Genomic DNA, 24,670 nt, shown 5'->3' with positions numbered 1-24,670 from the left:
ACTGTACCAATTTAAAATAATAAAAATGCTTCTTTAACCAACTGATTAGGAAGCTTTTTTAAAATTCACACCTAAATTCTCATAGGTCATCATCGCCATCGTCAGATAAAGTTTGCGGCCCAACTTTTCTCACTGATGCTGGGAATTTAAATTCTTTTGTACCAGCCTTAAACTCAGAACTGTCCTCTGGTACAGGACCTTCTGGTATAGAGTCTTCGTTGACAACACCAGATGCTTCAGATTCAAGTTCATTAGGCAAGTCAACATCTTCACTCACGTCAACCCACTCAACACTCGAACCACCAAATTGAGCATTGATAAGACTGCCGTAATGGTGCTGAAAAAGTGCTTGTATAGGTTCACTGCATTGATATATCGCTGATTTTTTGGGTTTCTTCTTATCAATTACAGCTTCTAGCATTTCTATATCTTTATTTTTCAGCGCAACATTAAGCAAAAAATACAAGATATATTCACGCTGTATTGAATTTGCTTTTGTAATAGCAAAATTTAAAAGCTGACTTGAATCGAAAGATTCATCATGTTTTATAGAAAAAAGCTGTTCTAATATTTCTGTATGAATCGATTCATCACAATTTAAAGCTATTGCTTGCTCAAGCAAATTATTTGGGATTGCTATTGGTGCTTCATCGGACTTTTTTTCTATATTTTGTTTTTTTATAGAATCTACGCACTGTTTTATCATCTCGATATCTTTGTTGAAAATGGCAACATCTAAAATATCAAGTACTTGTTCATCAAAAAACGAACCTAACAGCTGAGAAAGGATTTCATTAACGATAGCGAGATTTTTAACTTTGACAGAGTCATTAAATGCAGCTATGAAATGCTCTTTTTTTACTTCTTTTGTTGCGTCACTGTTAGCTGCAATTAATTTTTTTAATAATCCTAAATCTTTTTTGATGACAGCCAAACGGATTGGGCTATGAATCATATTTTTGCTAGAGAAAGGATCGGCACCTTTTCCAAGAAGTAAGTCAACGGTACCGTGTTGTGCTTGTTTGCTGTATTCAACAGCAACACTTAATGCGTTGCCTTTAGATTCAACTTGTTGATTGATATCCACATGAGGTAGAAGTAAAGAAACAATATTCGTGTTTTGTTTAGAAGCAGCAACCATTAAAGGCGTAAAACCTTGTTTATTAACTATGTCAAGCCTAGCCTTAGCTTCAATCAGCTTTGTTGTAAGTTCCACATAACAATTACGTACAGCAACATGTATGGCTGTATTATCTTTCTCATCCTGAGTATCAATGTCTCCATCTTTACATGACTGAATAACCTCTTCTCGAAATTCTCTAAATCCAGTTTCGGCGAGCACATGTAATGCAGTTTGGCCATTTGCGTCTTTTATATTAGGCCGAGCACCGGCTTCAATTAACTTAAGAACAATAGACTTTCGGCCAGTTAAAATAGCAATATGCAAAGGTGTTAATCTTTGTTCTACAAGTTTTTCATATTCATAAGCGTTTTTGCTTCCCCATCTAGCATGCTTCTCACCATTTTTACATTCAATGGCTTTATGGTTTTGCCAATCACCCCATGAGTAACAATCGCACTTCATACTTGGTTTGAATTCATGAGAAATTGTAAACCCATGAGCTTTTGAAGCATCTTTTAACGTAACGGTAAAATTATCATTTGATATGACACAATTTACGTTTACTCCACTCTCAATATAATTTTGAACTTCGTCTTCACTGCCTTTTAAAATAACTTGAACAAAGTCACTCCCAACATTAAGGAGGTTCAATTTATCATCTATAAACCTAAGCACTATTAGATTTTCGGATGATTCTTCACTGGCAGAAATCTGCCAACAATGGTTATCTTCCGGCACAAATTTCAAAGTTGCTTGAGTTTGTTTATCAGTTGGAGAAGAGGATGTCTTATAGCAATGAAAATGAACAACAACCTCTCTAGATTCTTGAATGGCAGTAACATAAGAGAGTGGCACACCTTTTTTTTGTCCACCATCTGCAGGGTTAACCTCTAGACATTGCACTTTGATATAGTCGACAGGATTAGAATGCTGATAAACATTAAAATGTATTGAACTAGATCCTAGTTGTGGTTGTTGTGCCATAGTAATTCCAATAAAAAAGTTAATAAGTCAGAAAGTTGCAGTTAAGCTCATTAGAGTTCATCAGCATTATCTGTAGCTTCTTGGTAAGTAGGCTCTGGTATTTCTCGGGAGAATTTTAGCGTCGTCAGATTTTGCCCCACTATACCGCCAGTATCTTCTTCAAGAGTTGTATTTTGATAGGGACCTACTTCAAGGGTAACCTTGTGACATGCATCCAAAAATAGAAGTGAAACAGAGGGGGTACACTGTTTATCTATTACACTATGAACGGTTTCTTGTTCATATGTATGGTTAAGCATTTCGGAATCATTTTTATCTACCGCCCAATCAAAGAGGAATTTCAAAACATAATTAGGTGCTACGGCTTTTCCTTGTGTAATAGCAAATATAATTGAGCCTCGACCTCCACCTATCAACTTTTCGTATTTTCCTATCGAATAAACTTGCTCTAAGATCCTTAGGTGTTCCTCTTTCGAAATACCCGTTTTGAGTAAAGCTGCTTCGTATACTTTACAAAATTGACTTGAGCTCGCTTCAAAGTCACTCGAATTAATCAAACTGATACATTGGGTAATAACTTCCATATCACCCAGCTCTATTGCGCTGTGTAGCAATCCACATATCCGTTCAGAACATGAACTTTTTGCAATCGCTTGTAGGTTCAATCTTTTAGTTTCTTTTTCTGTAGCCTCTTCTCCTGAAACTGGTTGAAGTTTTTCTTTACCTCCTTCAAGTTTAATTAAAGGCTTGAACAGCTCAAGCATCATATCTGCTCTGTTATTCTTTTCAGAAATATCTAATGCATAATTTAAACTTTCTTCTCTAGTCAGACTTTCTGTTTTGACTTCTAATAGTTTTTTAAGTAAAGGCAAATCGTTTTTTTCTACCGCTTCAGAAACAGCGCTCTTTCCGTCTTTATCTACTGCATAAGGATCAGCACCTGCTTCGAGTAACTTATCGATAACTTGAGTGCTTTTCTTAAGTTGGACAGCTAGAAATAACGCTGTCGAACCGGATTTATTCTGCTTGTCGATCTGACAACGTTTAGCTAGCTGAGATATAAATGTAACATTTCCCTTCTTAACAACTAAGTGAATAGGAGCATCTCCTTTTTTATCTGGCAAGTTGATATCGGCCCCGCCCTTTATTAGCATCTCTACATATTCAGTATCTGGTTTATTTATAGCTAAATGTAACGGGCTCATTCCGTCATTATTATGAATATCTAATTCACCATGTTTACTGGCATCAACCAAACATTGGCGCATTTCTTTATACTCTGGTTCGCAAACGATGTGTAATGGTGTATTCCCTGTTAAATCTTTAAAGCCAGGACTGGCTCCCCCCTTAACTAGCAACTCCATCATTGATTTATTACCCGATAATACAGCAATATGGAGAGGCGTTTTTTGAGAGTTATGTAGCAATTCTAGTTCTAGTTTTTTACTTTTACCCCACCTAGCATGCCGAGTATCATAGTAGCACTCACCAGGAGCGTGCCTATCATAACAAGTCTCACTCCTGTCAAATTCAATTTTAAAGCCATCTGCAGAAGTGGCTTTTTTTGTTGTCAGAGGGTAATTTTGTTTTGATATACGGCAATTTAAATTGGTGTCTGCATCAATCAAGGCCTTAACTCTAGTTTTGTGACCATTTAAAAGCCCAGAAACTAAACTGGTTGCATTTATTTGCCCATTTTTTGTCGATAAAAGATTTAACTTTGCTTCCAAATATTCAATCGCTTTCGAGTGGGCTCCTCCCCACCTACCTCTATCTTTTGAAGTATCTTTAACTTGCCAGCACTTATCAGTTGAGTCTTGAAACTCAATTGCTGCATCAAACCTATACTCTAAAGTTCTTCCAGATTTTGACTGCTTATAAAACTGAACTACAACAGGTTTAGTTTCTTTCGAGGATGTAAGATAAGTTAAATTTTTTTTCGAAGCTTCGTCGGCTCCATTCCCACAAGAGATTTCAAAGACCTGTAAATCTAACATTGGTATTGTTTGGTTCATTTCATCCAGTATGATTTCTATAGTTTTTGGCTGTACAACTGGAAAAGCTTCTGTAGTCATTACAACTTTCCTTACAAACTGAATAAATGAAATAAATGAACACTGATTAAAGGGAGGATTAACTTTATTATACGAATGCCATACTACTCTCATGCATATGAAGCAATAGTTTCCAATGGATTAATGTTTATTCATATACCCATTATTTTTAATAAGTTGCCTTAGAAATAGATACAAATGGCCGAATAAATTTCATTTCCCAATCCCTCTTTAATTTTTGTTACCATATAGTGCTGGAATAATAACTATTACATGAGTAACTCTATGAGCATTAGCCTCCCTATCCTCATTACCTTTTCAGCCTATTTGATTGCGATGCTCGCAATTGGTTTTTGGGCTTACAAAAAAACCGATAATGTCGATGACTACATTTTAGGCGGCCGTAAAATGGGCCCTGCTGTTACTGCACTGAGTGTAGGGGCTTCAGATATGTCAGGTTGGCTACTGCTTGGCTTACCTGGTGCTGTTTATGTTGGCGGTTTAGGTGAAGCTTGGATTGGTATTGGCTTATTAGTCGGTGCTTGGCTGAATTGGTTGTTTGTCGCTAAACGTCTTCGTATATATACCCAACTTACTGATAATGCACTGACATTACCTGACTTTTTTGAAAAACGCTTCAATGACAAAAGCGGTATTTTGAAACTCATCTCAGCATTGACTATTTTAGTATTTTTCACCTTCTATACCTCTTCAGGCATGGTCGGCGGTGCTATTCTTTTTGAGAAAGTGTTCGGTCTTGATTACACTTATGCGCTATTAATTGGCAGCGTTATCATTGTTTCTTATACCTTTATTGGCGGTTTTTTTGCTGTTAGTTGGACAGATTTTTTCCAAGGTTGCTTAATGCTAATCGCATTATTGATTGTTCCCGTAGCGATTTTTTCTCAACCAGAAAATCAACAAAATTTGTCAAACCTTGATCCAAGTATGTTGTCTATATTGCATGAAGACATGACTGTTATTGGTCTTCTTTCATTATTGGCTTGGGGATTAGGCTACTTTGGTCAACCACATATTCTTTCTCGCTTTATGGCAATAGGTGACCCGAAAGACTTAACTGTTTCTCGCCGAATTGGCATGAGCTGGATGATGGTTTCGTTGTTAGGTGCACTAACAGTTGGTTTAGCAGGTGCAGTACATTTTGCAAATTCCCCATTAGAAAACAGTGAAACGGTATTTATCTATCTAACTCAAGCCGCTTTTAGTCCTTGGATTGGTGGTTTGCTAATTGCTGCGATTTTATCTGCCATTATGAGTACCATTGATTCACAACTACTGGTGTGCTCTAGCGTCGTCACTGAAGATTTTTACAAAAAGTGGCTAAAACCAAGTGCGAGCTCAAAAGAATTAATGATTATTGGCCGTGCAAGCGTCCTTCTTGTTGCCGTAGTTGCAGCATTGATTGCATTAAACCCTGAGAGTAATGTCCTTGAATTAGTTAGTTACGCTTGGGCTGGCTTTGGTGCGGCATTTGGTCCTGTAGTGATTTTATCTCTATTTTGGCAGGGTTACAGTAAAGCTGGTGCGATTGCGACTATCTTAACAGGCGCATTAACGGTAATCATTTGGAAGCAACTTGAAAGCGGAATTTTTGACTTATATGAGTTACTTCCTGCCTTTATTTTTGCAGCGGCCGTTGGTGTGATTGTAAGCTTTATTTTTCCAACAGACGAAAGCAACAAGTCTAACTTCGACTTATTTAAAAAGCATTTATAATTAATAAGATATCGGCATAAGTTCATACGAGCTTATGCTGATTAACAAAGATTAATTAACAATACCTTTAACTTTGCTTATTAAAAAAAACAAACAACGAAAAAACATAAGACAGTGTTTTTAAACAAAAAGATAAATAATTATCGCCTCAGCTATTTCAGACAATCTAAATTCTGATCACTTTTTCACTTGTCGTTTACAAAAAATATACTGGTCTGACTTGATAGGTTTTAACCGTCCCTCTAATATTACTTGGATCAGATAAAACATTTCTAAATATATTCAATGAATTACGCTAAAAAATAGAAATATCTTTTTGTTCAAATTTACTATCCTTTAGTAATTGATAGAAGTATTTCAATAACTGGATAATGATATGAAACTATTCAACAAGACAAGTATAGCTGTAGCGATAACTTTAGTGAGTGGGCAAGTATTCGCAGCAGGATTTCAGTTTAACTCCCAGTCCGCAACAGGAATTGGGCGAGCTCTATCAGGTGATGCAGCCATTGGGGATAATGCATCAGTTCTCGCACGTAACCCTGCTGCAATGGCTTTATTCAACAAATCAGCATTGTCTGGTGGTTTAACTTATGTTCAAACAGACGTCAGAGTTAAAGATGTCGAGTCTGAAATATCAGGGCAAGTGATTGGTCACTTAGATGATGCGGCAGCAAATAAGTTTGTTCCTAATTTTTATTATATACACCCTGTGAATGATAAATTTGCGTTTGGTATAGCTGCTTTTACTAATTTTGGTACCGGAACAAATACGACTCCTATTACTACTCGATATAATGATGCGTTCATCCGCAAAGATGGTCAAATACATCCTCTTCCATTTGATCTTCTCGGGCAAACTGATGTTGAGACGATTACATTTAATGCAAGTGCTTCATACCGTATCAATGAAAATTTAAGCCTCGGCTTAGGACTTGATAGCATTTATGGTTCAGGAAAACTTGTAAGACAAGGTGTCATAGGTAACTTACCTAAAGATGTGGGTGCCGATATCACAACACCACTGTCTGCCGCTTACGTTGATGCCGATGGTTGGGGATTCGGTGGTATCGTTGGCCTATTGTATGAATTTAATAAAGATAACCGTATTGGTATTAGTTATCGTAAAAGCCCAGATATCAAAGTAGATGGTCAATTAGAGAAGCTTGACTCAACAACTCTTCACCAAAAGGTGTTCAATAAACTTGAGATCCCACTTCCTGATATTTTCCAAATTGGTGGTTTCCACCAATTAACAAATCGATTTGCAATTCACTACACAGCTCAGCTAACAACGTGGAAGAACTTTGACCAAATCACGTTAGAAGATGGTGAATTGGCAGGCGCTAAAGTTCCAAATGAGCCGCTAAAAGAATATCACTGGAAAGATTCTTGGTTATATTCTGTTGGTGCAACCTATATGTTGAATGATCAGTGGACAGTGAGAGGTGGTTTACTCTATGACAACAAGGGTGTAGATAAGCTCACTTCAATTTCCATCCCTGACTCTAATCGAATTTGGTACTCTGGTGGTGTTAGCTACAAGCTAGACAATCACAACACCATCGATTTAGGCGTTGCGCTAGTAAGGGGTCAAAATACTCGTGTAGATGAAGCAAGCTTATTAACGGGTAATACCGTGGCTCATACACACGGAAATGCGATTTATTACGGACTTCAGTACAACTATCAATTCTAAATAGTCGCAAATCAAAAAACCGCCTGCAATGGCGGTTTTTTATTTTAAGTGAATCGCCTTAGGAAAATTACAAGAAGTTGCATAAACCAAAACATTTGCGGATAGAAAGTCATATGCTTGGTTTTTGATGAACTTATTTCTCGCAGCGTCTCTGCGAATGAGTTCATTCAATTCATGAGGGATTTCATCCTCAAAATAAACATCATCTATTTGCTGTAAAATAGGTAACACCGATATTGGAAGCTTCAAAATATCTTGTGCTGACTGAATGTAGTATATGTTGGTGACCGTTGGCTCTAATACATCATTACTTTGATCGAGAGTTTGCTGAAAAACATTTGGAGTTATTTCGCTATATTCAAAACCATTTCGATTAAAAAATTGATACCAAAATTGTCTTAAACCAATCCCCTTATTCAGCGTTTTTTTTAACGAGCTTCGAGTACTTGCGGCAAATTCGATTAATTGAGAAACGGACTGGGGCAACCAAGATTCAATCTTAGTTCTGATCAATCCTGCAATTACGGGGGCGGCCCCACTACTGCTGATAGCAATTTGTAGTTTCCCTCTATCTACAATCGCAGGAGTAATGAAAGAGCAGTTTTCTGGACTATCGACAACATTGACCCAAATATTCTTTTGAGTGGCTAAAGTCGCATACTGCTGATTAATGCTGCGATCTGCTGTAGCTAAATAAAGCAGCTGAATCTCTGCAATGTCGTCTTCATTGACAAGCCGATGTTCCAATTGGATTTGCTGTGTTTTTACTAACTCAGCAACCTCATCGCATACTTTATCCGCAATTACGGTTATCTTGGCTTCAGTCCTTACCAGTAAAGCAAGCTTACGTGCTGCGACTTCTCCTGCACCAATAACCAATACATTTACGTCTTTAGTATCAACAAATATAGGAAAATACTGCATTTAATTTATTCCGGGGCTTCTGTGCCACATTGCCAGCATAGTTCAAAATTAGACTCGTTTTTCTCGCCACACTCTCTACAACACCATGATTCACCTTGCTGTTGCATCGAATCTAATATATTTCTGGCATGATCAATCTTGTTTTTTCTCACCCAAACTTCGGCATATGAAGCATCCAATCCAAACTCACCAGTAGCGCCGAGCAGTGCTTCCCCTTTTAATTCAACCTCAATATCTTGAGTTTCTAATAACCCTTTCCATGCATGTATTTCAATTAACGTCCCTTTAGCAAGTAGACACTTGTCTGACATGCGGCTCTCCAACTTGCTGAATAGAAGAAAAATATAATAACTTGAATGGAGGGAAATAGAAGTAGAAATTAGATTAAAAACAAAAGAAGCTGCCAATGGCAGCTTCTAGGGACAAATCTAAATGATTAGATTATAGCTCTTCAGCATTTCCAGCTAGGTAGCTTGCAACGCCTTCAGGGCTTGCTTGCATGCCTTTTTCACCTTTGTTCCAACCCGCTGGGCAAACTTCACCGTGCTCTTCGTGGAATTGTAGTGCATCGATCATACGTAACATTTCATCTACGTTACGGCCTAGTGGAAGATCGTTAACCACTTGATGACGAACCATACCTTCTTTATCTACTAAGAATGAACCACGGAAAGCTACACCAGCTTCTGGATGCTCAACATCATATGCTTGGCAAATTTCGTGTTTAACGTCTGCAACCAAAGTGTATTTAACTGGACCAATACCGCCTTCGTTGATTGGAGTATTACGCCAAGCGTTGTGAGTGAACTGAGAATCGATAGAAACACCGATAACTTCAACACCACGCTTAGTGAACTCTTCCATACGGTGATCAAATGCGATCAACTCAGATGGACATACGAAAGTGAAATCAAGTGGGTAAAAGAAAATTACTGCTGGCTTACCTTTGATCGCTTCAGCTAAATCAAAGTTATCAACAATTTCACCGTTACCAAGAACAGCAGCAGCTTTAAAGTTAGGGGCTTTACGACCTACTAATACGCTCATTTTAGATCTCCATCTAAAGTTAATCATAATGCTAGTTATCAATGCCTTCATACGAAGTCATTTGCTAGCAAGTTCAAATTAACAAGCATTATATGAGCTTGATCACATCAAGCAACCTATTTCCCTGTATTTCGCTCAAGTTTTACAAAATTGATTGGCGACTCGACAAAAAATCAACAAAATTCGGCCTTTACACATACAAAAAACACGGGCATAAATAATAGCGTCATATAAATCGGAAAATAAAAATAATGAATTCAGTGGTTATTGCAGTCAGCTTAATGATGCTACTCAGCTTGTTTAGAGTCAGTGTTGTTATTTCTCTTACGGTAAGTGCGGTTGTTGCCGGCCTATTGGGTAATTTAGATATCAGCACAACCATTAATGCTTTTAATAATGGTTTGGGCGGTGGAGCTAAAATCGCACTCAGTTATGCCTTACTCGGTGCATTTGCAGTCGCTTTATCGCACTCTGGTGTAGCTGATTGGCTTTCAAGTAAAATTGTTACAAAGTTAGGTAAAGATGCTGACGATAACAATTTATTTTTCATTAAGTGGTTGATGATATTCAGTATTCTTTGTATGGCGATAGGCTCACAAAATATCTTACCAATTCATATCGCTTTTATTCCAATTATGATCCCACCTCTTTTAGGTGTGATAACAAAGCTGCACATTGATAGAAGACTCATTGCCTGTGTAATTACTTTTGGCCTTGTAACAACGTATATGATTTTACCCATAGGCTTTGGTGGTATTTTCTTAGATGATATTTTGCTAACGAACCTGAACAACAATGGACTGAACGCCGTTCGCTCCCAAGTGCCACAAGCTATGTTTATTCCTGCCATGGGGATGATTTTAGGCTTGCTCGTTGCTGTATTTATTAGTTACAGAAAACCAAGAGTTTATAAACAAGCTCAAGAAACGGCTGCTACGGTTACAGAAATAAGCAAAAAAAATATCCTTGTCGCTGTTATAGCAATAGTAGCAATGTTAAGTGTTCAATTGACGACTGAATCCATGATCTTTGGCTCACTCGTGGGTTTCATTGTATTCAGTCTCTCTGGGGTGTTAAAAAAGGTAACCGATCAAGATATTTTCACTCAAGGCGTGAAAATGATGGCTAACATTGGATTCATTATGATTGCTGCAGCTGGCTTTGCCGCCGTTATCAAGCAAACGGGTGAGATTAATTCGTTAGTACAATCTATTGATGCGATGATCGGTGATAATAAAGCCCTTGCAGCCATGTTGATGCTGGTCGTTGGTTTGTTAATAACCATGGGAATTGGCTCTTCATTTTCAACGGTTCCGATTATTGCAGCTATTTACGTGCCATTAGCTCTGCAATTTGGTTTTTCTGTGCCCGCTACCATTGCACTGGTCGGCACCGCTGGAGCTTTAGGTGATGCTGGCTCACCAGCCTCTGATTCTACCCTTGGCCCTACAGCAGGTTTAAATGTAGATGGTCAGCACGACCATATGCGAGACAGCGTTATTCCAACCTTTATTCACTACAATATTCCGCTACTTATTTTTGGCTGGATAGCCGCAATGACGCTCTGAGCGTAAATAAAAGAACTAAGTATCAATAGGGCCTATTTGAGTTTAGATAGGCCTTAATTTCAACGTCAATGTTAACTTTTATTTCCCACAATAATGAACTCACATCACCTATGAGCACTAAGCGGAAAGATACTGACAGTTTTAGCCCAGGTACTCACTTATTCAAAGTAATTAATTATATAATTATAAATTTTTAGAAGAGGATAAAGCTAAGATTTAACGTCTCTCTGTCATTCAAAAAAGACACTAAAAAAATGAAGTAGATATTAATGTTTTTTTATATTCATCGCTTATTTGGGTTCTAGTTTATAAACTCATGTTCAACGTTCTCTCGCATGGTAAAGCTCATGGCAATTAAACCAGAATCAACGCCTGACTTGTGTTATTTATATGACCCTGAGCGTGGGCTTAGTGAAGTCCCAAAATCTGGAATATGCTCTCAATTAAAAGAATCATGGAGCACATTTGAATTTACCAATAAACATGATAACAAGTTGCGCTCGTATAAAATTAGGAAGATTCCAAACGCACAAAGCGAAAGTGGCTATGTCTCAGAGGTTAAAATTACGACAGCAGCTTTTGAAACTTTTAAAGGAACCCCACTTGAGTGGCTTTGTGGGGATAGCGATAAAGAAAGTAAAGCCCTGAATATCCAGCTTTCAGAAGAACTAAAAGGCCACAAAGAATATAAAAAAGATTATCGTCCCCCAGAACCAAAATATAACCCTTCCAAACTCACAGACCTCGCACAAATAAAATTTTCTCATTCAATTGAGAATTTAAACTCTATGGAGTTAACTCAAGAAGAATTAATTGAGTTAAGTAAATTAGTTTCTGAAAAGTTATCCTCATTTCTTTTAGCAATAAACACTCCACCTCATTCTGTATCATACGAATCACACAAAAAAGTATTTAAGCCGTTCGATAGAGTATATCAGCGCATATATTGTTCAACTCTCACTTTAAATGAATTAACAGAATTCCTTAAAGAGAACCTCTCATTATTACCCAAAAAAGATTCAAGCAATGGTTTATCAGATAAGCATATCGATTGGATTTATAAAAAATTTATGGCTGAGTTTTGCGTTCCGCTCAAAGAAGCGAGTATGTCTGAAGATGTGAAAACTGGAGATTATGGTTCAGCGTTGAAAGCTATATCTTACTATTGCGGTCTGCAGACAGAACTTTCACAAAAGCTCCTCGCTGGAGCAAAAAACACTTAACTCTAATGTCGTGCTATGAATAGTATTTTTTCTTCCATAAATGTGTAATTGCTGACCTCAAAAAAGTTCATCGAACTCAACAGAGAGGAAACTGTAGCCGTTGGAAAGTCACGCACTTGCTACTTGAGTTCAGGTATAACGTTATCACTCTTTAGCAACAGCTTTGTTTAGGTCATCCAGATACGAGTTAGCCAATTGTTCCAAATCAAAAAAGAGCTTATTGACCACACTCTGAGATGGCGTGGCTAAAAGCCTTGGTGTGGTTATCATCAAGTTCCAGCTTTAAAATATCCTTCTCACTTAGATTACATTTAAATATTGATTAACTTGTCGATGAGTGCTTCAAAAGCTATTTTTAGAAATAGTCTAATCCAATTACGGTCTAAATAGTGACTCTATATTTATCTGAATCTCCAACAGCATCCTGGAGTGGCGAAACTATTGGGATAATGGTTCTTGAATGCCATTATCCTTTTATTAAAGGTAATGTCGCTAATGCTAGGACTTTCCCCTATCCAGTCCGCTATGCCTTAGTTCAAGGTGCTGATGTTCAACGGCTACTGTATCAAGCCGATCCGACTTTAATCGATCCCTTTATCAAAGCTGCGAAGGTATTAGAACAAGAAGGTGTAAAAGCCATCACGGGGGCTTGTGGGTTTATGGCACTATTTCAAAAACAACTACAAAACGCAGTGAATATTCCAGTTTTTGCTTCTAGTCTACTACAACTCCCATTTATGCATTCAATAACCAACAAGAGAGTAGGTATTGTTACCGCTGATAGCCGTTGCCTAAAGCCGAAACACTTCGAAAGCGTTGGTGTAGCCCCTAGTGTGCCTATTGCGACTATAGGTATGGAAAATGAGCCAGCATTTGTTGACTGCATACTTGAAGGCGGAACGGTATTAGATGACGAAAGAATTAGAACGGCTGTCGTATCAAATGCCATGACATTAACTCAACAACACAAGGATCTTGGCTCAATCTTATTAGAGTGTAGCGACTTACCTCCCTATGCTAAAGATGTTCAAGAAGCCACCGGATTACCCGTCTTCGATTTTATTACTATGATTGATTTTGTACAGAGTAGTTTAATGAAGAGACATTTCTAAATTGCCAAAAATAGAAAAGGAGGCTCATGCCTCCTTAATAAATTGTTACTTAGTACCAAAAATCTTATCACCTGCATCACCAAGGCCGGGCAGAATGTAACCTTGCTCATTCAGGCAATCATCAATGGATGCTGTGTATAACTCAACATCTGGATGCGTTTTCTTTAGCGCTTCAATGCCTTCAGGTGCAGCAACTAGCACTAAAGCTTTAATGTGCTTACAGCCACGTTCTTTAAGCAGGTCGAGTGTCGCAATTAAAGAGCCACCTGTTGCCAACATTGGATCAACTACCAATGCTAAACGCTCATCAAGATCACTGGCTAGCTTTTCAAAATAAGGCACTGGCTCTAATGTCTCTTCGTCACGGTAAATACCCACTACAGAAATACGTGCACTTGGCATGTGTTCAAGCACACCATCCATCATGCCTAAACCAGCACGAAGAATCGGTACTACTGTGATTTTTTTACCCTTAATTTGGTCAACTTTAACAGGACCGTTCCAACCTTCAATGGTTACTTCTTCAGTCTCTAAATCAGCCGTCGCTTCATAAGTTAACAGGCTACCAACTTCGGCTGCTAATTCACGAAAACGCTTAGTACTGATGTCACCCTCACGCATCAATCCAATTTTGTGGCTAACTAGTGGGTGTTTTACTTCAACGACTTTCATAGAGTACTCCTGGATTTCTTTTTTGTCGGAAAAAGGCAAATTGCACGGATAATACCGAATTTATCCCGTTAAAAAAACAGATAGTTTCACAAATCCACCGAATCGTGACATAGATCGCTAAGCACCTGAATCGAATGACGATTAAACCACCAGTCAAAGCAAAATTAACGTTGATCGTTCGCTTTCGGCAAAGCCAATAAACTGATAGAATTGCGCCCGAAAAATTCAATGTGCGAAGACATTGTTCTTTGTGCAATATATTAAAAATAATAAGTACCTTAAAGTACTTTGGTACCCAAAGAGGAACCTCTGTGACCACTCCTACCTCTCTGAGCTATAAAGACGCTGGTGTAGACATCGACGCAGGCAATGCACTAGTTGATAACATCAAATCTGCCGTAAAACGTACTCATCGCCCTGAAGTTATGGGTAACTTAGGAGGCTTTGGCGCATTATGCGAATTGCCGACTAAATATAAGCAACCTGTTTTGGTTTCGGGTACAGATGGTGTAGGTACTAAGCTTCGCTTAGCCATTGATTATGCTAAACACGATACTGTTGGTATCGATTTAGTAGCAATGTGTGTAAACGACTTGATTGTTCAAGGTGCTGAACCTTTATTTTTCCTCGACTATTACGCGACAGGCAAACTGGATGTAGATACTGCAACATCTGTTGTAAATGGTATTGCTGAAGGTTGTCATCAATCAGGTTGTGCACTCATTGGCGGCGAAACAGCTGAAATGCCGGGTATGTATGAAGGTGAAGACTACGATCTAGCAGGCTTCTGTGTTGGTGTTGTTGAAAAAGCGAACATTATTGATGGCACGAAAGTTAAAGCGGGTGACGCTTTAATCGCATTACCGTCAAGTGGCCCACACTCAAACGGTTATTCACTTATCCGTAAAGTGTTAGAAGTAAGCCATGCTGATCCACAACAAGACCTTGCTGGTAAGCCGCTGATTAATCACCTTCTTGAACCGACAAAGATTTACGTTAAATCTTTGCTGAAACTTACAGAGCAAGTTGATGTTCATGCGATGGCACACATTACTGGTGGCGGATTCTGGGAAAACATTCCACGTGTATTACCGAGCAACGCTAAAGCGGTTGTTGATGGTGCATCTTGGGAGTGGCCGGTCGTCTTCAATTGGCTTAAAGAGAATGGAAACATCACTGAGCACGAAATGTATCGCACCTTTAACTGTGGTGTCGGTATGATCGTTGCTCTGCCATCAGACAAAGTCGATGCGGCACTTTCTCTTTTAAATGCTGAAGGTGAAAACGCATGGCTGATCGGCACGATTGCTGAGCGCAATGGTGACGAAGAACAAGTGGAGATCGGTTAATGGAGTCGGCTAAGGCTTGCCGTATTTTAGTTTTAGTTTCAGGTAGCGGCAGTAATTTACAAGCCGTTATCGATAGCTGTGATGACCACCTTTTAGGTGACGTTGTCGGCGTTATCAGTAACAAACCAACAGCGTATGGGTTAACTCGTGCCCACCAGCACGAAATTGACACCAGTTGTGTGATTGCACGAAAAGATGAATCACGTTCAGATTACGATACTCGTTTAAAGCGTGCCATTGATAAATACCAACCTGACCTAATTGTATTAGCAGGTTTTATGCGTATTCTCACTGATGAGTTGGTTAATCACTATTTAGGAAAGATGGTAAACATTCATCCATCGCTGTTACCTAAATATACCGGATTAAACACTCACCAACGTGCAATTGATGCTGGAGACAGTGAACATGGCGCAAGTGTTCATTTTGTTATTCCAGAATTGGATGCTGGCCCTGTTATTTTACAGGCTAAAGTTCCTGTCTATGACGGTGATAACGTGGAAGAGTTAGCACAACGAGTGCATGAGCAAGAACATGCTATCTACCCACTCGTTGTAAAGTGGTTTAGCCAAGGCCGATTAAAAATGGAATCTAATCAGTGCTATCTTGATGGGCAAGCTTTAGGCCCTAATGGTTACGCTTCGGATTAAATGATAACCAAACCCAACGACTTTAAAAAAGAGGCTTCGGCCTCTTTCTTTTTCAAAAAAGTAGCTGAAGGTTAGTTTCTTCAGAGTTGTGTCGTCCAGATATGGTGCAGTACAAGGCGCAATGTAGGGCGCATAGCCGTAGCTATGTAACCGAAATTGCAACGCCGTAGAGTGCTATATGTGGGCGTCAGAAAATGTTAGAAATCTAATATTCAGCTACTTACAAAAAAGGAGAAATAATGAGAACTCCAATCCTTATTAGCGCTGTAGCCATGCTGACAGCTTGTGCCGCTACAAAACAACCCGTCCAGCACAATACCAATGTTTCACTAATTACCGCTTCACAATTCAACGAAACTCAGTTTCGAAAAGACATTAAAGTCTTGTCATCTGATGAGTTTGAGGGACGTGCACCTGCAACTGAGGGCGGGAAAAAAACCATAGCTTACCTCACTCAATCTTTTAAAGACATGGGATTAGTAGGTGCCAACAATGGTAGCTACTTACAAGCTGTGCCAATGGTGAGTTACACCACCAATGAAGATACTGCTAAAGTTACCTTAGGCAATATGCCACTAACTTACCGCAAAGATGTGGTAGTAAATACTCGCATTAATGAAAAACACATTTCAATTAAAGACGCCCCGCTTGTTTTTGTTGGTTACGGCATCAATGCGCCAGAGCATAATTGGAATGATTACGCAGGCCTAGATATGAAAGGCAAAGTAGCCATCATCATGGTTAATGACCCTGGCTTTGCTCGCCCTGATGCTGGTGTATTCAATGGTAAAGCCATGACGTATTACGGCCGTTGGGATTACAAGTTTATTGAAGCATCAAAGCAAGGCGCAGTTGGCGCTATCATCATCCATGATACTGAACCAGCGTCGTACCCTTGGTCTGTAGTAGAAAATAGCTGGACTGGCCCACAACAAGATTTAGTTCAAAAAACGACAACTGATAACAATAAAGTTAAAGTCGAAGGTTGGATCACTAAAACTACTGCAGAGCAGCTATTTAAAAAATCTAAGTTAGCCTTAGCTAAATTGATGAAGCAAGCAGCGTTAAAGCCTATTCACGCCAACCTAAACCAATCTGCCAGTTTTGAGTTAGATAACAGCATCGACTATGCCGATAGCCACAACGTAATTGCTACCTTGCCAGGTACCAGCCAGAAAGATGAGCAATTACTGTTTGTTGCCCATTGGGATCACATTGGTAAAGACGAAACGAAAGAAGGCGACCAAATCTATAATGGTGCTTTAGATAATGCTTCTGGCACTGCTGGTATTATGGAAATCGCACGTATCTTTGCAGAAAAAGCCGCTAAAGGTGAAAAGCTTACTCGCTCACTGACTTTTGTTGCTGCAACTGGTGAAGAACAAGGCTTATTAGGTTCTCGTTATTACGCTGAACACCCACTTTATCCGCTTGATAAAACCGTAGCGGTCTTCAACTTAGACAGTACCAATATCTATGGAAAAACCAAAGACTATACCATTGTTGGTAAAGGTAAGTCTCAACTTGAGAACTACTTAGCAGATGCTGCGAAGAAACAAAACCGAATAGTGAAATCAGAAAAGTATCCTGAAGCCGGTGGTTTTTTCCGCTCTGATCACTTTAGCTTTGCCAAATACGGCGTACCAGCAGTATTCGCAGGTGGTGGCAGTGAACCAATTGATGCTGCAACAGCGCAGTACAAAAAGAAAATGCAGGAAATTCGCCGTGGTTGTTACCACAGCGTTTGTGATGAATATCGTGAAGATTGGAATCTAGACGGTGCGATTCAAGATTTGGCTATCTATGCTGATGCTGCCAGAGTCTTAGGTAACTCTAAAGACTGGCCTGGATATTTTAAGGGTACTGAGTTTTATCAATTGCGACCTGCTAAATAGATAAATTTCATTATATGAAGAAGGAGCTTTTAGCTCCTTTTTTATTAGGTTATTAATTAGTTATTAAAAAAGGTTAACTAGGATAGAAAATACATTTTGATAGAATTAATTTCTCATTAGTTATCATTGTGGAAGAGGAGTAATCCAATGTTTCCTAGATCTAGTCCGATTCCTATTCCGAATCAATACAGCAATGATGAGCATTCGAGTCGAAAAGGAATAACTAAACCTCCAAACTCACCTAATTGTGAAATGGCTACAGAGCTGCCTAAAGAAAATCTAACTCAACTCCAAGCAGCAATAAACTCACTTAGTTTTAGTATGAGTAAATCTAATTTTCAAGAAAAAAAATATAACGTGTCCACACCAGACAAAGCGGAATCTCCAGCTCACTCAACAATAGCTGAAAATGGAAGCCCTTTTATTTCTTCATCATCAGCTACTGATTTTTGGCTTCAAAATCGCCACTCTGATTGGATAACTGATGAATCAATGGATACAAGCTCAACAAAAAAATTTACTGATGAAGGAACCAAACAATCAGGGAGAAAAAGGTCAAGAAGCTGCATGGAACCAAATACTGAAGTTCAAACACAAGCAGTAAATCCCTTCGGAGAAACCAATGGAGGTTACGTATATAAAAGAATGTGCTCTGAAGAAGACACCGGAGGTTTATTTGGATTCCATTCGAGGTCAATTCGCTCATGCTCAGATCCACAGGTGGGTTTTAACCTTCAAGCGGAAAATAAAATGGATCAGAGCTAAATAAATTAAAAAGCAGTGTTCAAAAAAGACACTTGAACTATTCTTATAGGAGCTCACTTAATATAAACAGATATGACTGGAAAGACTCCCCCAACTGGCTTTGTCCTACAAGACGTTCCACTTACTCAGACTCCCCTTGGAGACTCAAAGACAGTACCTGATTACATTCACCCTAGAGACTCTGGCGAGGTAACATCAACAACACCTGATGTATTCAAAGACTATGTTATTGCTCAAGCAGAACTCCCATTATCTAATCAGGAAGATGATGCATCAACTCGACTGTGTTTATTCCAAAGCAGTGCACCAAAAGACATAAAATCTGCTGATAAAAAATTCAAGACTAAACTATTGGCAACAGAAGATAGATTAAGAGCCTTTCATATTATAAAAGAGCATAACGAGCATCGCCACACTCTCTTCAGTCACAAAAAAGACTATCACTATATAGACACACCAACACAGCTTGGATGTTATTTAAACCAAACAGGCTTAACGATTAATAAAATTCAACTTAACCCAAAAAGTATTCTTCAAAGAATTAATGATGATGTAAAACGTGCTAATGCAGATACAAAATCTGATTTCGAGATGGACTTTAAAAGAGGTTGTAGAAAATCAACATTTCATTTCGTTGACAACAAAATAACAACCGACACAAATGAACTAGAACGTTATTTTGGTGAACAGTTCAGATTTATTTATCCAGTTATATACCAACGAACCATAGGAACACTAGCTGAAGTAGCAAAAGAAATGAAACCCGAAATATCTTTTGCGTGCCCTACTTCACCAGTAACGGTCTATCACCATAAAAAGCTAGATAATGGGGCAGCAATGATAAAACTAAAATCTAGCCTAGATATATATTTAGCTTCGACTCCTGAGCAACAAAGCTTACAAATTGAAGCCATGAAAGCCGATCGTCAAAATTTACAATATCTATCATTTGAGTTAGAGCTTGAATTGAGTGATGGAAAATATAAAGTGATTAACGCTCAGGTATCTTATATTAGCCAAAGCCTAGCTAGATAACTCTTGTACTATTTGTAAACAATTACCTCTTAATGCATCTAACTCAATATTTGATAAATTCACTTTACTGAGTAATGTACTTTTTAATGCCAAAGCGCTCTCTCGAATCTCTTTACCTGAAACGGAAAGCTTGATCACCTTCTTACGCTCATCTTGGCTGTCTTTTTCACGACTAAGAAGCAATTTCAATTCAAGACGTTTTACTATCGGTGTTAACGTGCCTAAATCCAGCCCTGTTTGCTCCGATAGTCTCGTTAGACTTATTTCATCTTCACACCACAATGCTTGCATTACTAAATATTGAGGGAAAGTTAAGTCATACTCTTCAAGCAATGGTTTATAAGCTCGAATAATCGCATTGTTTGCAGAGTAAACAGCAAAACACACATTATCAGAGAGTTGAGGTTGGTCTTTTAAATTCATATCACACTTTTAAAATACTTTGCGCACAAAGTATTTGTTTTTGATTTTTTTCAGGCGTATAGTTTACCACAATTAATTAGCGCGCAAAGTAATTTCAATTGAGAGATAAATAAATATGAAAGCACATCAAATTATTCTTAAATCACGCCCAGAAGGTATGCCAACTTCAAATAACTTTGACTTAACCTCAGTTGAATTACCAGCTCTACAAGATAATGAAGTTTTAGTTAAAAATCTTTGGATGTCAGTCGATCCATACATGCGCGGTCGAATGATTGATCGTAAAAGTTATATCGCCCCATTTCAAATAGGCGAAGCTTTAGAAGGTGGTGCAATTGGTGAAGTCATTGAGTCAAATAATTCTGCTTTGCCAGTAGGAACTAAAGTAAGCCATATGCTCGGTTGGAGAAGTCACTTTGCTTCATCAGCAGAAGGTTTGACGCCTCTTCCTGAAACAGCCATTGATGCTTCTCACTTTCTTGGTGTAATGGGTATGCCGGGAATGACGGCTTGGGTTGGTCTAAATCGCATTGCAAAACTAAAGCAAGGTGAAACATTATTCGTGTCCGCTGCATCAGGTGCGGTGGGTAGCATCGTCTGTCAGTTAGGTAAGATGATGGGGGCTAGAGTAATTGGTTCAGTTGGGAGCGATGAAAAAGCTGAAACATTAAAAGCACTAGATGTAGATGCTGTTATCAATTACAAGACTTGCGGTGATTTAAATCAAGCTTTAGCTGATGCTGCACCTGAAGGTATTGATGTTTATTTTGAGAATGTTGGCGGTGAACACTTATTTGCAGCACTAAATAACATAAAAGACTATGGTCGAATTGCTGTTTGCGGCATGATTGCTCAATACAACGATACGACACCAACACCTGGACCAAATAACTTAGCTCAAATCATCATGAAAAAGTTACGTGTTGAAGGGTTTATCGTATTCGATCACTGGGAACATTATGGTGAATTTGCACAAGAAATGGGGCAATATTTAGCTGCAGGTAAAATTAAAGCAGAACAAACTGTCTATGAAGGATTGGAGAAAGCACCTGAAGCCTTTATCGGATTGTTTGAAGGCAAAAATAAAGGAAAGATGGTGGTAAAGCTTGCATAGGCTAACGTTAAATTAGTTAACGTAATCCCTCTCTATGCTGATGGTCTACTCTTTCTCTTCGTAAAAAAGGTGAAATTAGGCCACCCACAAATTGATTTATTTCACCGGAAGCGGTTTCTAATTGCTGTCTGACATTCGTTGTTTCATAAAGTATAGGTGTATCACCAAATACGCCATGGTTAACAATTTGAGGTTGTATTACAGGGGGAGCAATTCGGTTATCTCTAAGCTGTAATTCGCCAGCAGGTATTTGACTACTAGGATATGCTTGCTGCTGATTAATAAAGCGTAAATTTGCTACTTCATTCGCAATATTTGCACAATTAGGGTAGTAATCCCCATGCCTGTTTTCTGCTATTTGATTTACAATGGCTAATGGAAGCTCCCGGAAACAACGAGCTTTCAGCTCTGAAGAAACGTCGGAGCTATTAATAAATGCCTGTAATCGTTCTCTATCAACGGAAAAAGTATTGCCGCTCTCTCTTGCGCCAATGAAAGTTTTAAAGTCATTATATATTCCTTGTTGTTTGGCTTTTCCGCCCAAATGATTTCTACGACCATCCATTGCACTCAAATACTTTAACGTAGAAGGAATATTTGAATGTTTCAAAAGTGAAGTATGAAACGCCACTTTTTGACTGTCATTGGCACCTTGAAATGAATCATACAAACGAAGCATATTTTGATAATTAAATTCAATATTATTTGATGATAACGAATCTGTTATATAAGAATGTTGAGCAGCATGGTTATGTTCAAGCAGTGCATTACCATACTGAGTGAGTGACTCCCCATAGGACTCACGAACAGTTTGTGATTGTTTATGTAAACTCTCATTACTCAAAGATATCTCATTCAATTCGGGAAGAAGTTTTAAGAATACAGCGGGGTGTTCCCTTGTATAATTTCTTACTTCTTTAGAATTTAAATGCCCAAGTTTATTTAACAACGTTGTGAAGCCAGCTTCGTGCTTATGAGTACGAGCAATCTCAGAAAATGTAACACCTGCTAAATGCTTCACTGAACCTCTCATATCTGGACTACCTGAATTTAGTTTATTGAGCGCATCGATTGCTAAATTGTCATTATAATAAGCAACCCCTGCCATTAGGTCTGAATATCTAGCTTGAGCATCGGAGTTTACAGCTGAATTATAAGGACTATCACTCGAACCGTATCCGTTTTTCACAGCACACTCAATACAACTTGCCACAAACTGGCTTGGGTCACCTTTAACTTTTTGAGAAAGCGGTTTAGGAAGCTGATTTGGATTTTGAGCACACCAAACCAAGAGTTTGGAACCTTCTTGAGGAGGTAAATCTGCAACTAAACCAATCACAGCTTCGGGAGTATTAAACTGTGTCATCAATCGTTTAATGTTGCAAATTTGGGCAGTATTTTGATTTTCAGCGCCGTCAGTATTTAAATGATTAAAATCACTTTTAAGATAATTTCTTGCAATGGCTGTATATACTTTTTTACCTTCGCTTCTAAATAAAGCCGAACGTGGAGAAACCCTATATTTACCTATCGTTTTACCCCAAAACTTTATATGTTTTTCAACTACTAACCCATTCTCGGATTTTGCTACCGAATAAGTCTTAGTGGTCTTTTTTCCTCTTTGGGTCGTGGTAAGTTCAAATTCATCAGCTTTGACAAACTTTCCATCAATGGCAGAAGAGCTTCCTGAAGCCACAGGTACAGTATTTCTAGCTTGCACTGTGCTCATATTCTCCTCGACATTAACTGTTTGTTTTAAATAAATTCTAGTTGTTTTCCAAAAGTACGGTTATCAGGTAATCACCTTAATAAACCTTAATTATAGTTTATTCCCTATTAATCAACTCCAAGCTTCACAACATCATTCAAACACTTACTGATTCAACTGTATTTAGCGAAGATTAAAGGTATAATGCCCGCCGTTATTATCCCTCGGAGTTTTCCATTGCAATTTACCGAACTTTCTTTAGATAAACGTCTACAGCAATCCATTGATCATATGGGCTTTAATCAAGCTACAGAGATTCAAGAGTTAGCAATACCTGTTGCTCTGACTGGGCGTGATTTAATGGCATCTTCAAAAACAGGTTCGGGGAAAACACTGGCATTTCTATTGCCTGCAATGCAACGCATCATTTCGACTCGGTCTTTAAGTAAAAAAGATCCTAGAGTATTGATTTTATTGCCAACAAGAGAACTTGCGAATCAAGTGTATAGCCAACTTCGTTTACTTGTGGCCAACACTCAGTACAAAGCGGTGAGCATTTTAGGTGGTGAAAACTTCAATGATCAAGCTAAGGCGTTAGCGAAAGATCCGCATTTTATTGTAGGGACACCTGGGCGAGTCGCCGACCATTTACTGCAAAACCACTTATACTTAAATGGGTTAGAAATGCTCATCTTAGATGAGGCAGATCGAATGTTAGATCTCGGCTTTGCTGCACAACTTAAGATGATAAATAAAGCCGCTGATCATCGCCGCCGCCAAACATTGATGTTTTCAGCAACGCTTCAACATGATGAAGTAAATGAGTTAGCAGATGAGCTACTAAACAATCCAGAACATATTGTCGTTGATGCTGCTTATTCAGAGCATAAAGACATCGAGCAAAAGGTTTATCTATGTGATCATTTAGATCATAAAGAAACCTTACTCGAACAGATATTAAAACAAGAACAACAAAAACAAATTATTATCTTTACTGCAACGAGAAACGACACTCAGCGCCTTGCAGAAAAGTTAGAAAAAGACGGATTTAATACTGTCGCATTAAGCGGAAACTTAATGCAGAGTGCTCGTAACCGAATCATGGATGAATTTAGCCGTGGCCAGCAACAAATATTAGTGACTACCGACGTCGCTTCTCGTGGTTTAGATTTATTAAACGTTTCACTTGTGATTAACTTCGATTTACCAAAAATGAGCGAAGAATACGTTCATCGAATTGGTCGAACTGGGCGAGCAGGAGCTAAAGGTCTCGCAGTTTCACTTGTTGGCCCGAAAGATTGGAATAGTTTTGTTGCCATTCAGAAGTTCTTACGTAAAACCTTTACGCTCACAACAATTGAAGGCTTCGTTGGTAAGTTTAAAGGATTAAAACCTAAACCGAAAAAGACATCGAAACCGACGGCTAAGACAAACAAAACACAGAATAAACGCAAGCCTATGGCGAAAAACCCAAAGCCTGCACAGAAACGTGATAAACGTTTCCACAACGCAATTGATATTGGTGACGCACCTATGCGCCGTAAACCTGCCGCTATGCTACCAATTGACACAGATGACGAATAGGAAA

At 38.5% G+C, this 24,670-nt stretch carries 20 protein-coding genes; 12 read left to right on the top strand and 8 right to left on the bottom strand.

Translation table 11 applies throughout. From position 1 onward, the window contains the following. Nucleotides 1–79: 79 nt before the first annotated feature. Nucleotides 80–2,107, bottom strand: a complete 2,028-nt coding sequence (locus AC1EU2_RS15025) for an ankyrin repeat domain-containing protein (protein WP_480299102.1) — start codon at nt 2,105–2,107, stop codon at nt 80–82. A gap of 50 nt (nt 2,108–2,157) precedes the next feature. Then, nucleotides 2,158–4,182, bottom strand: a complete 2,025-nt coding sequence (locus AC1EU2_RS15020; RefSeq protein WP_480299101.1) for an ankyrin repeat domain-containing protein — start codon at nt 4,180–4,182, stop codon at nt 2,158–2,160. 264 nt (nt 4,183–4,446) lie between these two features. Here AC1EU2_RS15020 and putP point away from each other — a divergent pair, with 264 nt between their 5' ends. Next, nucleotides 4,447–5,898, top strand: a complete 1,452-nt coding sequence (gene putP, locus AC1EU2_RS15015) for a sodium/proline symporter PutP (RefSeq protein ID WP_480299100.1) — start codon at nt 4,447–4,449, stop codon at nt 5,896–5,898. Nucleotides 5,899–6,274: 376 nt separating this feature from the next. Then, nucleotides 6,275–7,597 carry an OmpP1/FadL family transporter gene (locus AC1EU2_RS15010; RefSeq protein WP_480299099.1) on the top strand — a complete coding sequence of 441 codons (1,323 nt, stop codon included), beginning with the start codon at nt 6,275–6,277 and terminating at the stop codon, nt 7,595–7,597. 39 nt (nt 7,598–7,636) lie between these two features. Here AC1EU2_RS15010 and AC1EU2_RS15005 read toward each other — a convergent pair whose 3' ends face one another. The 3 genes from AC1EU2_RS15005 to AC1EU2_RS14995 all read right to left on the bottom strand — a co-directional run bounded on the left by AC1EU2_RS15005 (nt 7,637) and on the right by AC1EU2_RS14995 (nt 9,568). After that, the gene (locus AC1EU2_RS15005) at nt 7,637–8,521 is read right to left on the bottom strand and encodes a precorrin-2 dehydrogenase/sirohydrochlorin ferrochelatase family protein (RefSeq protein ID WP_480299098.1); all 885 of its coding nucleotides are present in this window, start codon (nt 8,519–8,521) and stop codon (nt 7,637–7,639) included. Between the two features lie 5 nt (nt 8,522–8,526). Next, nucleotides 8,527–8,832: a putative signal transducing protein gene (locus AC1EU2_RS15000; protein WP_480299097.1), complete on the bottom strand. Its 306-nt coding sequence runs from the start codon at nt 8,830–8,832 to the stop codon at nt 8,527–8,529. Nucleotides 8,833–8,962: 130 nt separating this feature from the next. Then, complete coding sequence (locus AC1EU2_RS14995) at nt 8,963–9,568, bottom strand: peroxiredoxin (protein ID WP_129946318.1); 606 nt, start codon at nt 9,566–9,568, stop codon at nt 8,963–8,965. 251 nt (nt 9,569–9,819) lie between these two features. Here AC1EU2_RS14995 and AC1EU2_RS14990 point away from each other — a divergent pair, with 251 nt between their 5' ends. The 3 genes from AC1EU2_RS14990 to AC1EU2_RS14980 all read left to right on the top strand — a co-directional run bounded on the left by AC1EU2_RS14990 (nt 9,820) and on the right by AC1EU2_RS14980 (nt 13,471). Beyond that, complete coding sequence (locus AC1EU2_RS14990; protein WP_480299096.1) at nt 9,820–11,136, top strand: Na+/H+ antiporter family protein; 1,317 nt, start codon at nt 9,820–9,822, stop codon at nt 11,134–11,136. Between the two features lie 347 nt (nt 11,137–11,483). Then, nucleotides 11,484–12,359 (top strand): hypothetical protein, encoded by an 876-nt coding sequence (locus AC1EU2_RS14985; RefSeq protein WP_480299095.1) that lies wholly within the window; start codon nt 11,484–11,486, stop codon nt 12,357–12,359. Nucleotides 12,360–12,748: 389 nt separating this feature from the next. Further along, nucleotides 12,749–13,471 carry an aspartate/glutamate racemase family protein gene (locus tag AC1EU2_RS14980; RefSeq protein WP_480299094.1) on the top strand — a complete coding sequence of 241 codons (723 nt, stop codon included), beginning with the start codon at nt 12,749–12,751 and terminating at the stop codon, nt 13,469–13,471. A 45-nt stretch (nt 13,472–13,516) separates the two neighbouring features. Here AC1EU2_RS14980 and upp read toward each other — a convergent pair whose 3' ends face one another. Further along, nucleotides 13,517–14,143: a uracil phosphoribosyltransferase gene (gene upp / locus AC1EU2_RS14975; protein WP_480299093.1), complete on the bottom strand. Its 627-nt coding sequence runs from the start codon at nt 14,141–14,143 to the stop codon at nt 13,517–13,519. Between the two features lie 311 nt (nt 14,144–14,454). Between upp and purM the strand changes: the two genes are divergently transcribed. The 5 genes from purM (at nt 14,455) to AC1EU2_RS14950 (ending at nt 19,837) form a co-directional block, all read left to right on the top strand. Further along, nucleotides 14,455–15,492: a phosphoribosylformylglycinamidine cyclo-ligase gene (gene purM, locus AC1EU2_RS14970; RefSeq protein WP_480299092.1), complete on the top strand. Its 1,038-nt coding sequence runs from the start codon at nt 14,455–14,457 to the stop codon at nt 15,490–15,492. Next, nucleotides 15,492–16,142: a phosphoribosylglycinamide formyltransferase gene (purN, locus tag AC1EU2_RS14965; RefSeq protein ID WP_480299091.1), complete on the top strand. Its 651-nt coding sequence runs from the start codon at nt 15,492–15,494 to the stop codon at nt 16,140–16,142. Before purM ends, purN begins: the two co-directional genes overlap by 1 nt. Before the next feature lie 239 nt (nt 16,143–16,381). Beyond that, nucleotides 16,382–18,037, top strand: a complete 1,656-nt coding sequence (locus tag AC1EU2_RS14960) for a M28 family metallopeptidase (protein ID WP_480299090.1) — start codon at nt 16,382–16,384, stop codon at nt 18,035–18,037. Between the two features lie 147 nt (nt 18,038–18,184). Further along, a complete protein-coding gene (locus AC1EU2_RS14955) occupies nt 18,185–18,802 on the top strand; it encodes a hypothetical protein (protein WP_480299089.1) in 618 nt (205 codons plus the stop codon). 72 nt (nt 18,803–18,874) lie between these two features. Beyond that, nucleotides 18,875–19,837, top strand: coding sequence for a hypothetical protein (locus AC1EU2_RS14950; protein ID WP_480299088.1), 963 nt, complete (start codon nt 18,875–18,877; stop codon nt 19,835–19,837). Here AC1EU2_RS14950 and AC1EU2_RS14945 read toward each other — a convergent pair. Then, nucleotides 19,826–20,260 (bottom strand): MarR family winged helix-turn-helix transcriptional regulator, encoded by a 435-nt coding sequence (locus tag AC1EU2_RS14945; protein WP_480299087.1) that lies wholly within the window; start codon nt 20,258–20,260, stop codon nt 19,826–19,828. The genes AC1EU2_RS14950 and AC1EU2_RS14945 overlap by 12 nt on opposite strands. Nucleotides 20,261–20,375: 115 nt before the next feature. Between AC1EU2_RS14945 and AC1EU2_RS14940 the strand changes: the two genes are divergently transcribed. Continuing rightward, entirely contained in the window at nt 20,376–21,374 is a 999-nt protein-coding gene (locus AC1EU2_RS14940) for an NADP-dependent oxidoreductase (protein WP_480299086.1), read from the top strand. A 16-nt stretch (nt 21,375–21,390) separates the two neighbouring features. On the opposite strand, the gene AC1EU2_RS14935 is transcribed toward AC1EU2_RS14940, so the two are convergent. Further along, a complete protein-coding gene (locus AC1EU2_RS14935) occupies nt 21,391–23,103 on the bottom strand; it encodes a hypothetical protein (RefSeq protein ID WP_480299085.1) in 1,713 nt (570 codons plus the stop codon). A 216-nt stretch (nt 23,104–23,319) separates the two neighbouring features. Here AC1EU2_RS14935 and AC1EU2_RS14930 point away from each other — a divergent pair, with 216 nt between their 5' ends. Next, nucleotides 23,320–24,666, top strand: coding sequence for a DEAD/DEAH box helicase (locus AC1EU2_RS14930; protein ID WP_480299084.1), 1,347 nt, complete (start codon nt 23,320–23,322; stop codon nt 24,664–24,666). The last annotated feature ends 4 nt before the right edge of the window (nt 24,667–24,670 follow it).

Source organism: Parashewanella sp. 2304DJ23-3 (assembly GCF_056591695.1).
Note: the sequence above shows the minus strand (reverse complement) of the source record. Positions and strands in the feature narration are given on the sequence as shown.

Bases quoted from the DNA above. Each gene is read 5' to 3' on its own strand.
- AC1EU2_RS14940 (WP_480299086.1), top strand. From the start codon at position 20,376: ATGAAAGCACATCAAATTATTCTTAAATCACGCCCAGAAGGTATGCCA.
- AC1EU2_RS14995 (WP_129946318.1), bottom strand. From the start codon at position 9,568: ATGAGCGTATTAGTAGGTCGTAAAGCCCCTAACTTTAAAGCTGCTGCT.
- AC1EU2_RS14955 (WP_480299089.1), top strand. From the start codon at position 18,185: ATGTTTCCTAGATCTAGTCCGATTCCTATTCCGAATCAATACAGCAAT.
- AC1EU2_RS15010 (WP_480299099.1), top strand. From the start codon at position 6,275: ATGAAACTATTCAACAAGACAAGTATAGCTGTAGCGATAACTTTAGTG.
- purN (WP_480299091.1), top strand. From the start codon at position 15,492: ATGGAGTCGGCTAAGGCTTGCCGTATTTTAGTTTTAGTTTCAGGTAGC.
- putP (WP_480299100.1), top strand. From the start codon at position 4,447: ATGAGCATTAGCCTCCCTATCCTCATTACCTTTTCAGCCTATTTGATT.
- AC1EU2_RS15020 (WP_480299101.1), bottom strand. From the start codon at position 4,182: ATGACTACAGAAGCTTTTCCAGTTGTACAGCCAAAAACTATAGAAATC.
- AC1EU2_RS14985 (WP_480299095.1), top strand. From the start codon at position 11,484: ATGGCAATTAAACCAGAATCAACGCCTGACTTGTGTTATTTATATGAC.
- AC1EU2_RS14960 (WP_480299090.1), top strand. From the start codon at position 16,382: ATGAGAACTCCAATCCTTATTAGCGCTGTAGCCATGCTGACAGCTTGT.
- upp (WP_480299093.1), bottom strand. From the start codon at position 14,143: ATGAAAGTCGTTGAAGTAAAACACCCACTAGTTAGCCACAAAATTGGA.
- AC1EU2_RS14950 (WP_480299088.1), top strand. From the start codon at position 18,875: ATGACTGGAAAGACTCCCCCAACTGGCTTTGTCCTACAAGACGTTCCA.
- AC1EU2_RS14935 (WP_480299085.1), bottom strand. From the start codon at position 23,103: ATGAGCACAGTGCAAGCTAGAAATACTGTACCTGTGGCTTCAGGAAGC.
- AC1EU2_RS15025 (WP_480299102.1), bottom strand. From the start codon at position 2,107: ATGGCACAACAACCACAACTAGGATCTAGTTCAATACATTTTAATGTT.
- AC1EU2_RS14945 (WP_480299087.1), bottom strand. From the start codon at position 20,260: ATGAATTTAAAAGACCAACCTCAACTCTCTGATAATGTGTGTTTTGCT.
- AC1EU2_RS15000 (WP_480299097.1), bottom strand. From the start codon at position 8,832: ATGTCAGACAAGTGTCTACTTGCTAAAGGGACGTTAATTGAAATACAT.
- AC1EU2_RS15005 (WP_480299098.1), bottom strand. From the start codon at position 8,521: ATGCAGTATTTTCCTATATTTGTTGATACTAAAGACGTAAATGTATTG.
- AC1EU2_RS14990 (WP_480299096.1), top strand. From the start codon at position 9,820: ATGAATTCAGTGGTTATTGCAGTCAGCTTAATGATGCTACTCAGCTTG.